This window comes from Sphingobium yanoikuyae (assembly GCF_034424525.1).
Classification (GTDB): Bacteria; Pseudomonadota; Alphaproteobacteria; order Sphingomonadales; family Sphingomonadaceae; genus Sphingobium; species Sphingobium yanoikuyae.
This window is the reverse complement of the sequence record NZ_CP139979.1, coordinates 3,585,551-3,600,520: the sequence shown is the minus strand read 5'-3', so window position 1 is coordinate 3,600,520 and position 14,970 is coordinate 3,585,551. Positions and strand designations below refer to the sequence as shown.

Annotated in this window: 8 protein-coding genes; 1 reads left to right on the top strand and 7 read right to left on the bottom strand. The window is 66.5% G+C overall.

Features of this window, described 5'->3' with window-relative positions:
• Positions 1-6 precede the first annotated feature (6 nt).
• From U0025_RS16450 to U0025_RS16440, 3 genes are read right to left on the bottom strand one after another with little or no spacing between them, the layout of a single operon-like run.
• Positions 7-1,413, bottom strand: a complete 1,407-nt coding sequence (locus U0025_RS16450) for an efflux transporter outer membrane subunit (protein WP_004208526.1) — start codon at positions 1,411-1,413, stop codon at positions 7-9.
• Positions 1,403-2,608 carry an efflux RND transporter periplasmic adaptor subunit gene (locus U0025_RS16445; RefSeq protein WP_004208524.1) on the bottom strand — a complete coding sequence of 402 codons (1,206 nt, stop codon included), beginning with the start codon at positions 2,606-2,608 and terminating at the stop codon, positions 1,403-1,405. Before U0025_RS16445 ends, U0025_RS16450 begins: the two co-directional genes overlap by 11 nt.
• Positions 2,601-5,795: an efflux RND transporter permease subunit gene (locus tag U0025_RS16440; RefSeq protein ID WP_004208523.1), complete on the bottom strand. Its 3,195-nt coding sequence runs from the start codon at positions 5,793-5,795 to the stop codon at positions 2,601-2,603. The genes U0025_RS16445 and U0025_RS16440 overlap by 8 nt, the downstream gene beginning before the upstream one ends.
• A 329-nt stretch (positions 5,796-6,124) precedes the next feature.
• On the opposite strand from U0025_RS16440, the gene U0025_RS16435 reads away from it, so the two are divergent.
• Complete coding sequence (locus tag U0025_RS16435; protein WP_004208522.1) at positions 6,125-7,021, top strand: LysR substrate-binding domain-containing protein; 897 nt, start codon at positions 6,125-6,127, stop codon at positions 7,019-7,021.
• A 6-nt stretch (positions 7,022-7,027) separates the two neighbouring features.
• Here the strand turns inward: U0025_RS16435 and U0025_RS16430 are convergent, their stop codons facing one another.
• The 4 genes from U0025_RS16430 to U0025_RS16415 all read right to left on the bottom strand — a co-directional run bounded on the left by U0025_RS16430 (position 7,028) and on the right by U0025_RS16415 (position 14,937).
• Positions 7,028-10,231, bottom strand: coding sequence for an LpqB family beta-propeller domain-containing protein (locus U0025_RS16430; protein WP_004208521.1), 3,204 nt, complete (start codon positions 10,229-10,231; stop codon positions 7,028-7,030).
• Between the two features lie 83 nt (positions 10,232-10,314).
• Positions 10,315-12,558 (bottom strand): TonB-dependent receptor, encoded by a 2,244-nt coding sequence (locus U0025_RS16425; protein ID WP_004208519.1) that lies wholly within the window; start codon positions 12,556-12,558, stop codon positions 10,315-10,317.
• A 64-nt stretch (positions 12,559-12,622) separates the two neighbouring features.
• Complete coding sequence (locus tag U0025_RS16420) at positions 12,623-14,308, bottom strand: amidohydrolase (RefSeq protein ID WP_004208517.1); 1,686 nt, start codon at positions 14,306-14,308, stop codon at positions 12,623-12,625.
• Complete coding sequence (locus U0025_RS16415) at positions 14,305-14,937, bottom strand: FMN-binding negative transcriptional regulator (protein ID WP_004208516.1); 633 nt, start codon at positions 14,935-14,937, stop codon at positions 14,305-14,307. Before U0025_RS16415 ends, U0025_RS16420 begins: the two co-directional genes overlap by 4 nt.
• Positions 14,938-14,970 lie beyond the last annotated feature (33 nt).

Here is a 14,970-nt window from a genome sequence, read left to right as displayed (position 1 = left end):
GCTTGGTCAGGCTGCTCCGCCCAGAGCCTTCACCAGCGCGACGCTGGCGCGCATCCGCTGGGTCTGCGCGATCAGCACCGCGCGCTGGGCGTCGAGCGCATCGGTCTGGGCGGTTACCACCTCCAGATAATCCGACGCGCCGTCGCGATAGCGGGTCAGCGCCAGATCGCTGGTGCGCTGGGCGGCGTCGGCGGCGCTGCGCTGATGGCCGATCTGGTCGGACAGATGATGGTTGGCGGCGACCGCATCCTCGACCTGGCGGAAGGCGGTGAGGACCGTGTCGCGATAGCCGGCGGCCAGTTCCTCATATTCGGCGCGCGACATCTTCACCTGTGCGCGGCGCTTGCCGCCGTCGAACAGGTTGAGCAGCGCCGATGCCGGGCCCAGGCCCCAGAAGCTGTTGGGGGTGGAGAACAGGTCGCCATGGGTGGTTTCCCACCCGCCGGTCAGGCCCAGCGTCAGCGTCGGGAAGAAGGCCGCCTTGGCGACGCCGATCCGCGCATTGGCGGCGAACATGCGCCGTTCGGCCGCCGCGATGTCAGGGCGACGCTCCAGCAGTTGCGAGGGCGCGCCGGTCGGCACGTCCGGCGCGGCGAGCGGCTGGGTGCGAGCAGCGATGCTGAAGTCCGACGCGATCGCGCCGACCAGCGCGGCGATCTCATGCTCGGTCGCGGCGCGCTCGTTGGCGATGGCGGAGATGTCCGCCTTCGCATTGTCCAGCACCGTCTTGGCGCGATTGACGTCGATGCCCGACGACACGCCGCCCTTGTGGCGCCGGTCGGTCAGGTCATAGGCCTTGCCGAAGGCTTCGACCGTCTGGTGCAGCAACTCCGCCTGCGCATCCAGCCCGCGCAGCCGCGCATAGGCGTCGGCGACGGCGGCTTGCAGGCTGAGCCGGGCGGAGGCGAGGTCGGCATTGCTGGCGTCGGCATCGGCCCGCGCCGCCTTCACGCTGTTGCGGATGCGGCCCCACAGATCGAGTTCATAGTCGAGGCTGCCGCCCACGACATAGTCATTATAGGTGACGGCGTTGCCATTGCCCTGGAAGCGGTTGCCCGACACGCGGCGGCGGCCGGCATCGGCGCCGGCACTGATCTGCGGGAACAGGTCGGCATTTTCCACCCGCGCGGCGGCGCGCGCCTGGTCATAGCGGGCCAGCGCAGCCGCCAAAGTCGGGCTGGCCTGCTCGGCGCGGGTTTCCAGGTCATTGAGGACGGGATCGTTGAACGCCTCCCACCAATTGCCGCGCGGCGTCGCGTCGGCCGGCTGGGCGGCGGTCCAGCCCGCCACTTCCTTATATTCGGCGGGGGCGCTGGTCTGGGGCGGCTGATAGGCCGGCGCCATCGAGCAGCCGGCCAGCAAGACCGCCGCCAATGTCACGCCCGCGCCGCCGATCCGGCGGTCAGCGCGCATGCGTCGCACCCTTTCCGCCGGCGGGCGCCGACGCCTGCACCTTCACCGTGTCGCCGGTGCGGATCGCATCGGGCGGGGTGTCGACGATCCGGTCATTGGGGCTGAGGCCGCTGGCGATCTGCACCGTGGCGCCCTCGTCGCGCGAAATGGCGACCGGCTTCATGGTGATGCGATTGTCCGCACCCACCACGGCGACGCTGGGGCCGTTGTTGCTGTAGAGGATCGCGCTGCCCGGCAGGGTCATGCCATTGCCCTGGCCGGCGCCGACCTTGAAGCTGACCTGGGCGAAGGCACCCGGCTTCAATGCGCCGTCGGGATTTTCCGCCTGCAACTGGACCAGCACGGCACCCGACTGCGCATCGACCGCGCCCGAACTGCTGGTCAGGGTCGCGTTGAAGCTGCGGCCGGGATATTCGGGCAGGGTCAGGGTCGCGCCCATGCCGGGACGCACCGACGCGGAATAGCCCTGCGGCACGCGGACATAGATGCGCATGCGATGGATGTCGGACACGGTGAAGAGCGGCTGGGCGGCGGCATTGCCGGACACCACCAGCGCGCCGATCTGGGCCGAGCGGCTGGTGACGACGCCATCGAACGGCGCGGCGAGGCGGGTGAAGCCCTGCTGGGCCTTCAGCCGCTTGACGTTGGCGAGCGCCGCGTTGGAAACGGCGGTGCGGGCGGCGAGATCGCCGGCCTTCTCGTCGGCCTCCTGACGCGAGACGGCGTCCTGCGCCAGCATCGCGCTCCAGCGCTTCGATGTGGTTTCGGCGAGGCGCTGGTTGGCCAGCGCGGTCTGATAATCGGCCTGCGCGGCGGCGACCTGCTGGTCGAGGTCGGGTGCATCGAGCACGGCGAGCGGTTGGCCCTCGCGCACCCGGTCGCCGATATCGGCCAGCCAGCGGCGGACATAGCCATTGGTGCGGGCATAGATGGCGGCGCTGTTATAGGCCTGCACATTGCCGGGCAGGACCAGGTCGTTGCCCTCGCCATTCACCGTCGGCTTCACCACCGCGACGGTCGGCACCGATGCGTCGGCGGCAGTTTCGCGCAGTTCGTTGGTGGCGCTGATGCGCGAGGCGACGCCCACGCCGACCACGACGAGCGCGACCACGGCCGCGCCGATGCCGATCTTCTTCAGCGTGCCGCTGTCGGGGCCGGCCTGCTCGGGATTTTCGATGCTGTTATGGTCAGACATGGCTCGGCTGCATTTCCATGTTGTTGGCCTTCGCAGCCTTGCGGCTATGGACGAAGGCGAAGACGGTGGGGACGAAGAAGAGGGTGGCGATGGTGGCGCAGATCAGGCCGCCGACGACGGCGCGGCCCAGCGGGGCATTTTGTTCGCCGCCTTCGCCCAGGCCGAGCGCCATCGGACCCATGCCGATGATCATGGCGAGCGCGGTCATCAGCACCGGGCGGAAGCGGACCATGCCGGCTTCCAGCGCGGCCTTGGTCGCGTCGCCCAGTTCGGCGAGCCGTTCGCGGGCGAAGCTGACGACCAGGATCGAGTTGGCCGTCGCCACACCCATGCACATGATCGCGCCGGTCAGCGCCGGCACCGACAAAGTGGTGCCGGTCATGAACAGCATCCAGATGATGCCGGCCAGCGCCGCGGGCAGGGCGGTGATGATGACGAACGGATCGACCCAGCTCTGGAAGTTGACGACGATCAGCAGGTAGATGAGCACGATCGCGCCGGCGAGGCCGAAGCCAAGGCCCGAGAAGGCGGTGTTCATCGTCGCATATTGGCCGCGAATGGTGATGGTGGCGCCCTTGGGCTCCTCCGCCTTCAGCGACTTGATCGCCCGATCGATATCGCCCGCCACCGCGCCCAGGTCACGGCCCTGCGTGGTGGCGAAGATGTCGAGCACCGGCGCGATATTATAGTGCGACACGACCGGCACGGTGTTGGAGCGGACGATGGTGGCCAGGCCGCCCAGCGGCTGCACCGCGCTGGCGCCCGCACCCGACACCGGGACGTTGGACAGGTCGCTCATCGATCCGACCAGATATTCGGGCGCCTGCGCGACGACCGGATATTGCACGCCATTCTGCGGGTTCACGAAGAAGACCGGCGCGGTCTGCGAGGTGCCGGCCAGCGAGCTGGCAAGGCTGGTGGTCACGTCGCGTTCGGTCAGGCCATATTGGCCGACGCGCGAGCGATCGACATCGACGTCCAGCTGCGGCGCACGGCCGGGCTGCTGGATGCGGGCGTCGGCCAGGCCGGGGATGGTCGTGATCTTCGCCAGCAGCTTCTGCGCATAGGCGCGGTTCGCCTCCGCATCCTTGCCCGCGATCTGGATGTCGATCGGTGCGGGCGCGCCGAAGTTCAGGATCTGGCTGGTGATGTCGGCGGGCAGGAAGGCGAAGGTCGTGCCGGGGAAGCGGCGCGGCAATTCGCGGCGCAACTGCGAGACGAACTCGTCGGTCGGACGATGGCCCTTGTTGAGCGCGATCAGCATGTCGCCGTCCTGCGGACCGATGGTGCCGCTATTGTTGTAGACGGTGTTGATGGAGCTGACCGGCAGGCCGATATTGTCGGTGATCGATCCCAGCTGGTCGGCCGGGATGATCTTGCGCACTTCGCGTCCGATCTGGTCGAAGCGGGCGGCCGTATCCTCGATCCGGGCGCCGACCGGCACGCGGATATGCATGGCGATCTGGCCGGAATCGACCGAGGGGAAGAAGTTGCTGCCCAGGAACGGCAGCAGGCCGAAGGACAGCAGGACGACCGCCATGAAGCCGATCAGGAAGGGCTTGCGGGCGTTGAGGGCACGGTGAAGCATCCCGACATAGGAGGTGCGGACCTTCTCGAACCGATATTCAAAGCCGCGCTGGAAACGGACGAACGGGTTCCTGGACGTCGCGGTGCCGGCCAGATGCTCGTCCTCGTCGCCGACATGGTGCGGTTTCAGCAGATACATCGCCATGGTCGGCACCAGCGTGCGCGACAGGATGAAGGACGCGATCATCGCGAACACCACCGACAGCGCCATCGGCACGAACAGGAAGCCGGCGACGCCGGGCAGGAAGAACATCGGCACGAACACGATGCAGATGCAGAGCAGCGAGACGAAGGCCGGCGTCACGATCTGTGCCGCGCCGTCCAGGATCGCCTCGATCACGCCCTTGCCCTGTTCCAGGTGCCAGTTGATATTCTCGATCGTCACCGTCGCGTCGTCGACCAGGATGCCGACCGCCAGCGCGAGGCCGCCCAGCGTCATGACGTTGAGGGTCTGGCCGAACATCGCCAGCGCCGCGATCGCCGCCAGAATGGCGAGCGGGATCGACAGCGCGATGATGACGGTCGAGCGCCAGCTGCCCAGGAACAGCAGGATCATCAGCGAGGTGAGGGCGGCGGCGATCGCGCCTTCATGGATGACGCCCTCGACCGCGGCCTTCACGAACAGCGATTGATCGCCGATCGGCAGGATCTTGAGCGTGTCGGGCAGGGTAGCCGAAATCTTCGGCAGCGCCTGCTTCACCCCGTCGACGATGGCGAGGGTGGAGGTGCTGCCATTTTTCAGCACGGTCAGCAGCGCGGAACGGCTGCCTTCCACATGGACGATATTCTGCTGCGGGCCGGCGCCGTCGCGGACATAGGCGACGTCGCGCATGTAGATGGTCGCGCCGTTCACCACCTTGACCGGCAGGTCGTTGAGCGCGGCAATCGATTCCGGCGCATTGTTCAGGCGGACGCTATATTGGGTCGCGCCGATCTTGACGAAGCCGGCCGGGTTGATCTGGTTCTGCGCGGCGATGGCGTTGCCGACATCCTGCGCCGACAGCCCCTTGGACTGGAGCGCCAGAGGATTGAGGTCAATCTGCACCTGGCGCTGCTTGCCGCCCGAGGGGAAGGGCATGGCGAGGCCGGGGATGGTCACGAGCTGCGGCCGGATCTGGTTCTGGCCAAGGTCGAACAATTGCTGTTCCGACAGGCCCTTGCCCGACAAAGCGAGCTGCAGGATCGGCACCGTCGATGCGCTATAGTTCAGGATCAGCGGCGGGGTGACGCCCGGTGGCATCTGGCGCAGCACGGTCTGCGAGATCGACGTCACCTGCGCGGTGGCGGTGCGGATGTCGGCGCCGGGCTGGAAATAGATCTTGATGACGCCAATGCCCTGCAGCGACTGGCTTTCGATATGTTCGATGTCGTTGACCGTGGTGGTCAGCACCCGCTCATAGGGGCCGACGATGCGGCCCGACATGTCCTCGGGCGACAGGCCGGCATATTGGAAGGCGACCGCGATCACCGGGATGCGGATATTGGGGAACATGTCGACCGGGGTGCGCGCGGCGGACAGGATGCCCACGATCGCGATCAGGATCGCCATGACAATGAAGGTCAGCGGGCGATGCAGGGCAACCTTGACGATACCGATCATTCACGACTCCCGGCGCATCTCCCGGCGGAACGATGCCGGGGTGCGAAAATTTGGCGCCTCTCCAGAAGGAATGCCCTTATTTTACGGGTTCTGCAGCCGGGTTGCCAGAGCGGCATGGCGGCATGAGCCTATGAACGGCATTCATGAATGTGACGGCAATCCGCTGGTCGGCCGCAATATGACACGCGCAGCGGGATCGGGGGCGAATCCGCGCACAATGCCATGGGACGATGAGGACCACCGCCACATCCGCGATGGGCCATGCGCCCTTGGACATTCTGCGTCTAATATATAATATGGCATAATCGATATTTCTAACGAATGGATCAATGGATCTCCGCCATCTCCGCTATTTCCTGACTGTTGCCGAGGAAATGCATTTCGGCCGGGCCGCGCTGCGCCTGGGCATATCGCAACCGCCGCTCAGCCAGCAGATCAGGGCGCTGGAGGAGGAACTGGGCGTGCGCCTGTTCGACCGCACCAGCCGCCGCGTCCGCCTGACCGAAGCGGGACGGCTGTTCGAGCCGGAGGCGCGGGCGACATTGGTGCAGGCGGATCGTGCCAGCCAGACCGCGCGCCGGGCGCAGCGTGGCGAGATCGGCCATCTGGGCCTGGGCTTCACCGCCTCCGGCCCGTTCGTGCCGCAGATCGCCAGCGCCCTCTATCGCTTTCGTCAGACCTATCCGCAGGTCGAATTGATCCTGCGCGAACAGGGGCGGGACGAGCAGATCGAGAATGTGCGCAACCATCAGCTCGACATCGGCCTGGTGCGCGACTTCCTGCCGCCGGTCCTGCCCGAGGACATGGTGTCGCACTGCCTGTTGACCGAGGATATGCTGCTGGCACTGCGCGACGATCATCCGCTGGCGCTGCGCAAGGAGGATCCCAGCATCACCGATCTCGCCGGCGAGCCGCTGGTCCTTTATGGCGCGCCCAATGGGGCGGGCTTTACCGAGCATTTCTTCGCCCAGTGCGAGGCGGCGGGCTTCGTGCCGCGGATCGCGCATGAGGCGCGCAGCCTGGCGACCTTGCTGGGGCTCGTTTCCGGCGGCTTCGGCCCGACCGTGATCGCGCGGTCGATGGCGCGGCTGCATGTCGACAATGTCGTCAACCGCCGCTTCACCTCGCCCGTCACCAGTTCGCTATGGATGATCCACCATCGCACCCTGTCGCCCCCGGCCGAGGCGTTTCGCGCGACCGTGCTGGAAGACAGCCCGGCGCGCTGACATGGCTCAGGGCGTCGGGGTGGCACCATCCTGCGCGAACCAGGGTTCGGCCAATTTGGCAGGCGTCGGCCAGATTTCGTCCAGCGTCGCGGGATCATAGATCCGGCCATTCTTCATCACCGCGCCGATCTTCTGCGCATTGGCGATGTCGGCCAGCGGGTCGGCGTCCAGGATCAGCAGGTCGGCAAACTTGCCCGGCTCCAGGCTGCCGACATCGTCGCTATGGCCGATCACCTCGGCCGACCCGATCGTCGCGGCCTTCAGCGCCTCCATCGGCGTTGCGCCGCCAGCGGCAAAGGCCTGCAACTCCCACTGATAGCCCAGCCCCTGAATCTCGCCATGGCTGCCAAGGCCGACGAGGCCGCCGGCGCGCTGGATCTTCGCCGCGTCGGCCGCGATCTGCTGCCAGCTCTGCGCTTCGGGCGGCATCCAGTGGCGGTTGCGCAGCTTGTCGCTGACGATGCCGGCCGGCACGAAATGGGTCCATTTCGCGTCGTCCTGCGGCCGCTTGTTGATGATGAAGTCGAACAGCGCCGGGGTGGTGCCATAGGCGACCAGGATGGTCGGCGTGTAGCTGGTGCGGCTCCGCGCGAACAGGCGGACGATATCCTCGCGCAGCGGCGACACTGGGATGCTGTGCTCATTGCCGGAAAAGCCGTCGATCGCGTGGGTCAGGTTCAGCACCATGTCGCTCGCGCCCTCGGTCGTGGGCATCATGCCCAGTTCCGCAGCTGCCTCGACCATAAACTGGCGCTGGGCCCGGTCGCCGATCATGTAGCTCTTGATGTTCCGCGTGCGATAATGGTCGCGATAGCGGGTGAGGACGTCGACCGCATCCTGCTTGCTGTGGATTTCCGCGTTCACGAACACGCCCGGCCCTGTCGACCAGGCGCGCGGCCCCCGCATCATCCCGGCATCGATCATGTCCTGATAGGCGAAGATGTCGGTGGTGAAGGGCTGCGGGTCGAGCGCCGACGTGACGCCGAAGGCGAGGTTTGCGGCAAAGTCCCAATGGCCGCGCTCCTGGATGCCGCGTCGTATCTCGAACCAGTGGGCATGGGTGTCGACGAAGCCGGGGACGATATATTTGCCGCCGACATCGCGGATCGTCGCGCCCTGCGGCACGGCGACCGATCCACTGGCGCCGACCGCGACGATGCGATTGTCGGTGATGACGATATCGGCATTGCGGATCACATCCTGTCCGCCGGTCATCGGCATGACGGTCGCGCCGCGCAGCACGACGCTGCCGTGGGGCACATCGCGCGGCAGCTCGACCGGCAGGGCGAAGCTCTGCGCCGCCGTCTCGGCCGCGCCCGGTGCCGCGTTCAATGCCTGATCGATCGGCAAGCGGCGGAAGGTCGATCCGACCGACCAGGTGACGGTCGCGCCCTTGTCGGCCCAGTCGATGAAGTCGGCGCCGACCCGTGTCAGCTTGCGCCGCGCCACCGCCGGCGTGTCGAGATTGACGGTCGCCGGCTCACCGCCATTGGCCGGCGGGATATCCACCAGATAGGCCTGGCTGAACGACTTGATGAGCGCGCGGCTGCCGTCCGGGCTGATCCGCACGTCCTCGACCGGTGCCGGGCCGGGGAAATATTGGCCCAGCCCATGGGCCAGCACGCGCAGCACCGGCTGCGGATCGCCCCCCTCCAGCGGCACCGAGGACAGGCCGCCGGCGCCATAGAAATAGAGGGTGTCACTTTCGCTGCCGAACTGCGGCTGGCGTGCGCCCATGGCATGGGCAACCAGCCGCGCCGCGCCACCGCTGGCGGGCATGTGGATGATGTCGGTCGGGCGCGCGGGATCGATCTCCGACGCGGTGCGCAGCCGGTCATATTGGTTCGCGCGCAAGGCCACCACGCCCTTGCCGTCGGGGGTGAAGATGGGTTGGCTGTAATAGGCCGCGACCTGGGTCAGCCGCCGCGGCGTGCCGCCCGTAGCCGGGATCGTCCAGACATGGCCGCCCTCCTTGGCGGTCCAGCTGACATAGGCGATGCTCTTGCCGTCGGGCGACCAGCTCGGCTGGAAGGCATCGGCCGCGACCAGCCTTCTGGGTGTCATGTTCGCTGTCAGCTTCTGGACATAGAGGCCGCCCAGAGCGGTGAAGGCAACGCTGCCGCCATCGGGCGACTGGCGCGGCGCCTGCACCACGCGGACGCGTACCGGCCCAGTCTCTTCCGTCTGCCGCACGCGGGTCAGCGGGCCTAGGCCCAGTTGCACCGGCGCGGTGAAGGGGATGTCGCTGATCTTGCCCGATGCGATGTCGAGCCGCCTGATCCCGCCGCCGACGCTCATCAGCATCGCCTTGTCGTCCGGCATGAAGCTGAAGCGCGGCAGCAGGTCGGCATAATAGCCGCCATCCTGGCCGTCCCGGTCGATCGGGAAGGCGATCCATTTGTCCTCGCCGGTCTCCAGATTGCGCAGGCGCAGGCCGTCCTTCTGACCCTGTCGGCTGGCATAGGCGAGCAGCTTGCCGTCATGCGACAGCGCCGGGCGCATCGCGCCGCCGGCCGACTGGATGATCGTCTCGTCCTGTCCGTTCTTGAGGTCGCGGCGCGCGATCGACCAGTTGGGCAGGTCATTCTCGGTCCAGGTATGGCCGCGCTTGGTCGCATAATAGAGATAGCGGCCATCGGGCGTCGCGACCGCGCCCATGGCGTTCATCTTCGCGTCCCAATTGTCGGGCGATCCCGCCTTGGTGATCTGGATGCCGCTGCCACCGTCACGGTCATACATGAACAGCTCGAACGCCAGAATCGAATGGACCGTGCGCGAGACATAGACAGAGCGACCGTCGGGCGACCAGGCGGGCGAAGAATAGATGGCCAGCGACTGGTCCTGCGACAGCTGTTTTAGGCCGGTGCCATCGGCATTGGCGATCCAGAGATTGGTGACGCCCGACCGGTCGGAAAGGAACGCAAACTGCTTGCCGTCGGGCGAGAAGACCGGGTTGCGCTCGAACGCCATGCCGGTCAGCAGCGGCCGCGCCGTGCTGCCGCCGGCATCCAGCGCATAGATGTCGCCCAGCAGGTCGAACAGGATCGTCTTGCCGTCCGGCGACATGTCCGGCTGCATCCAGGTCGCCTCATGCGCGTCATAGCGCAGCGTCCGGGTGGGCGTCAGGCTCAGCCCGCTCTTGTCCTGCGCCAGCGCGGGATGGGCACAAAGCAGGGACGCACCCAGCAGCAGGGAGGCAAGAGAACGCATTGCGGCCTTTCGGTCAGAAGCTAGGAAGGCAGATAGGGAACGGGGCCGCAGCCTTGCGGATGCGGCCCCGTTCTTCAAGGCGGTTAGAGGCTCCAGTCGGCGCGCAGGCCGATGGTGCGCGGCCGGATGATCGAGCCCTGCGGCGTCGCCGCATCGTTCGCGAACGGCGCGTTCAGCACGCCATATTTGTCGAACACATTGTTGGCGAAGGCCATCAGCCGGACCTTCTCGCCCAGGCTGACCGAGGCGCGCAGGTCGAACACGTTGAAGTCGCCACGGCGCGAGACATCGTCGAAGCTGGTCGGCGCCGACGACAGATAGCGATGGGCGATGTCGAAGCTGGGCGCGCCGGTCACATCGGCGAAGCTGAGCGTCAGATTATTGGCGATCGACCATTTGGACGAACCCGGCAGCGTCGTGCCCTTGGCATAGCCGCCCAGCCCGGCGACGTCGAACGGATAGGGGAGGAACTCGGTCAGCTCCGCATCCTGCCAGGTGACGTTGGTGGTGAAGTGGACGATCTTGTTGACGTTCACCGTGCCGGAAAATTCCACGCCGTTGACGCGCGCGCCGCCGGCATTGACGACATAGGAATAATAGGACGGGCCGGGACCGAAGAGACGCGCCTGGATATTGTTCCAGTCGAGGTGGAAGCCGGTCAGGTCGATGGCGAAGCGGCCGTCGGGGGTCTGCGCCTTCACGCCGATTTCGTAATTCTTGACCTTGTCGCTCTCATAGGCTTCCGGAATGCTGGGCAGCAGGCCGGCATTGGGGTTGATGCCGCCGACGCGATAGCCCTGCGAATAGGTGGCATAGACCATGACATCCTTCGACGGGCGCCAGGCGATCGTCGCCTTGGGCAGGAAGCCGTCTTCCTTCTGGTTGACGCTGCCGCTGCTGTCGGTCGGTGTATAGCCGCCTTCATAGCCGCCCAGCGCGCCGGCCTGGTTCAGCACGTCGGCCTTGGCGGTGGTGTCATAATAGCGACCGCCCAGCGTGATCTCGATCTGCTCCACCGGCTTGTAGGACAGTTCGCCGAACACGCCGAAATCCTCGTTCGTGCTCTTGGTGAAATAGCCATAGAGGCGGTCGCCCGGCGTCAGCTGCGCGCCGGAATAGCCGCCGAACAGGTCGGGATTGGCGTCGATATAGTCGGCTGCCCCTGCCTGGAAGATCTGGTCATAGCTGTTCTTCTTGGCCTGCAAATAGCTGACGCCGACCAGCCATTTGAACGGACCGTCGCCGGCCGAGGCGAGGCGGGCCTCCACCGTCTTGATGAGCGCGTCGGCCTCGCCCAGCGAATAGGCGGCGCCGTCGCCGGTGGTGACGCCGGTCACATAGGCATAGGGGTAGGAGAAGATGGTGGTGTTGGTCTTCTTGGTGATCGACCCCAGCACCGTCAGATTGGCGATGTCGCTGACTTCCTGGTCCAGCCGCAGGCTGTTCATCCAGAATTTCGTCTTCTGGGTTTCGGCGCGCGGCAGGTCGCGGACATAGGGATTGCCCAGGTCGAGATAGGTCTGGTCGTCCAGCTTGCTGTCCTGCCAGCTCGACAGATAGGTGACCTTGGTCGTCTCGCCCAGATTGGCGACGATCGATCCGCGCAGGCCGCGGGTGCGATAATCGTTCGAGCCGTTCACGCCGATGCCAGGATTGTCGAGATAGCCCGCGTCCGACCGCTGCAGCGCGACCAGGCGCAGCGCCAGCTGATCGGCGACCAGCGGGATGTTGATCATCGCCTTGGCGGCATAGTTGAGTTCGCCCGAGGCATTCTTGGTGGTACCGATCAGGCCCGATGCGGCGGCGTCGACCTTGGACGGATCGGCGACATTGGCGACATAGTTGACGAGGCCGCCCAGCGTCGAGGAGCCGAACAGCGTGCCCTGCGGGCCGCGCAGCACTTCGACGCGCTGCAGGTCGAACGTGTCGACGTCGGGGATGCCGATCGGGAAGCCCGGCTCCACCACCGGCACTTCGTTGAGATAATAGCCGACCGTGGTCTGGCCCTGCTCATGATAGGTGGTGGCGGCGACGCCGCGGATCACGACTTCGGAAATGCCGGGCTGATAATCGTTGAACACGACGCCGGGCAGGCGGACGATATAGTCCGACAGGCTGTTGGCGTTCATCTTCTTGAGCTGCTCGCCGGTGACGGCGCTGATCGGTAGGGCGACCTGGCGGATATCCTCGTCGCGCTTGCCGGCGGTGACGATGATCGTTTCGCTGTCGCTGGCGGCCGGGGCCTGGGCAAGGGCGGTGCCGGACAAGATGGTCGCGGCCGCCATGGCGGTGAAACTCACAGTCTTGAGATGCGTCAGTCTGTTCATTGTCATTCCCCTTATGATGTGAGAACCGACCTTGTTCCGGCCGGCTTTCTCCCTTGCTCTGTTGTTAGATGTCGCTCCCTTCGCCGAAGCGCTGGCGACCGCCGACGATCGTGCGCAGCACCTTGGTCGCGCCGATCTTCGCCGGATCGATCGCGAACAGATCCGCATCCAGCACCGCGAAATCGGCCAGCATGCCGGGCTTCAGCAGGCCCATCCGGTCATCGCTGAAACCGGCAAAGGCGTTGGTCGCGGTGTAGGCGTGCAGGGCCTGGAGCATGCTGATCTTCTGCTGCGGCAGCCAGCCGCCGGGGTTGGCGCCGTCGATCGTCTGGCGCAGCACGGCGGCGGCGACCCCGGTCAGCGGATCGAGCGGCGCCACCGGCCAGTCCGATCCGAAGGCGACCTTCGCCCCGGCATCGAGCAGCGACTTGAACGCATAGGTGCCTTTCAGCCGCTCGGCGCCGACGCGCTGGATCGCCCAGCGTCCGTCGTCGATTGCATGATAGGGCTGGACCGATGCGATGACCTGCTGCTGCGCGAAGCGCGGGATCGCGGCCTGGGTCAGATGCTGGGCATGTTCGATGCGGAAACGGCGGTCGCGCCGGCCATTCTTCGCGGCGGCGGCGGCAAAGATGTCCAGCGCCTCGTCATTCGCCTTGTCGCCGATGCCGTGGATGGTGATCTGCAGGCCCGCCGCATCGGCATCATTGGTCCATTGCTGGACATCGGCGCGCTTGTGGATCGGGAAGCCTACATTGTCGGGCGCGTCGTCATAGGGGCGATAGAACATCGCCGTGCGCGACCCTAGCGACCCGTCATATTGCAGCTTGAGCCCGCCCCAGCGCACCCAGTCGTCGCCGCGCCCTTCGGCCTCGATCAGCGCCTTGAGCTTCGCCCAGTCCTGCAACGGCACGAAGGAATAGAAGCGCATGTCGGTCTCGCCCTTGGCACGCAGGCGGCGCAGCGTGTCATGGGTGATCCAGTCCAGTTCGGTGGTGTGGACCTGGACCACGCCCTTGGACAGGCCATGGGCGATGCCCTGCCGCGCGGCATCTTCCTTGTCGGCGTCGGTCGGCGCGGGGATGGCGCGCTTGACCAGATCCATCGCCGCATCCTTCAGGATGCCGGTCGGGTTGCCATCCTTGTCGCGCACGATCATGCCGCCGGGCACGTCGGGGGTGTTGCGGTCGATCCCGGCCAGTTTCAGCGCCAGCGAATTGAGCGCCAGCATGTGCAGGTCCAGCCGCTGCACCGCGACCGGGGTATTGGGCGTCACCGGGTCCATCCAGCTGCGGTCGGGCAATTCGCCGCCCCACAATTCCGCGTCCCAGCTGCCGCCCTGCAACCATTGGCCGGGTTTCAGGCCCTTGGCCGCCTCGCCGACGATGCGGGCAAATTCCTGCGGGCTCTTCGCCTCGCGCAGATTGGGCTGGCTCAGCAGATAGGAGCCGGTGAGGAAATGGGTGTGGGCGTCGGTGAAGCCGGGCATGACGAAGGCGCCGCCCAGATCGATGATACGGGTGGTCTTGGCCGACTGCGCCTTGACCGCCGCCGCGCCGATCGCGGCGATGCGTCCACCGGCGATGCCGATCGCCGATCGCGCTGCCGGCATGCCTTCGCCGGTCCAGACCGTCGCGTTGACATAGGCGGTGTCGAGCACCTGTCCCTTCGCCCACAGGCTGCTGCTCAATGCCAGTCCGGCCAGGCCGGTCGCACCCCCGGCCAGCATTTCGCGTCGGCTGAACATCATTGCTCTGCTCCCTCGTGGCTGGTTTCGTCCAGCCGGTCCTCATTGTAGATCTGCATCCAGTCGCGCAGCCCGCCGGGGGACAGGCTGCCGACAATCTCGTTGATGCCCTGGCGGCTTTCGTCGCGGCCCAGCTTGAACCGGCCGTCGATCGCGCGGACATGGGCACGAAAGCCGATGATATGCTTCATCATCGGCTCCAGCCGCGCGCCGGCATCATCGATATGCCAGGGGGCGGCGCGGCCCGCCTCCATCCGGTCGGTCAGCGTTTCGATCGACTCGCGCGTCGCTTCCGGCAGAAGCTCGACATCGACGGTCAGCACCGCCATCGCATAGTTCCAGGTCGGCACCCATGTGGGGTTCGACTGCATTTCGGGCGAGATATAGCCCTGCGGCCCGTTCACCAGCACGGTGGCGCGGGGCGCCGCGCGCAGTTGCGCGACCTGCGGGTTGGACAGGGCAAAATGGCCCAGCAACGACACCAGCGCACCGTCCGCGTCGCATTCGGCCAGCAGTGGCAGGGGCGTCGCGCCGAAGCCGGCCTCGCTATGGGAGACGATCCAGCAGAGCGGATGGTCGCCGATCAGGGTGACGATGTCGTCCGGGGAGCGGGGCGCATATTTCATATGCATGACACTGCGCCGGCATTGGACCCGCCCGAAACA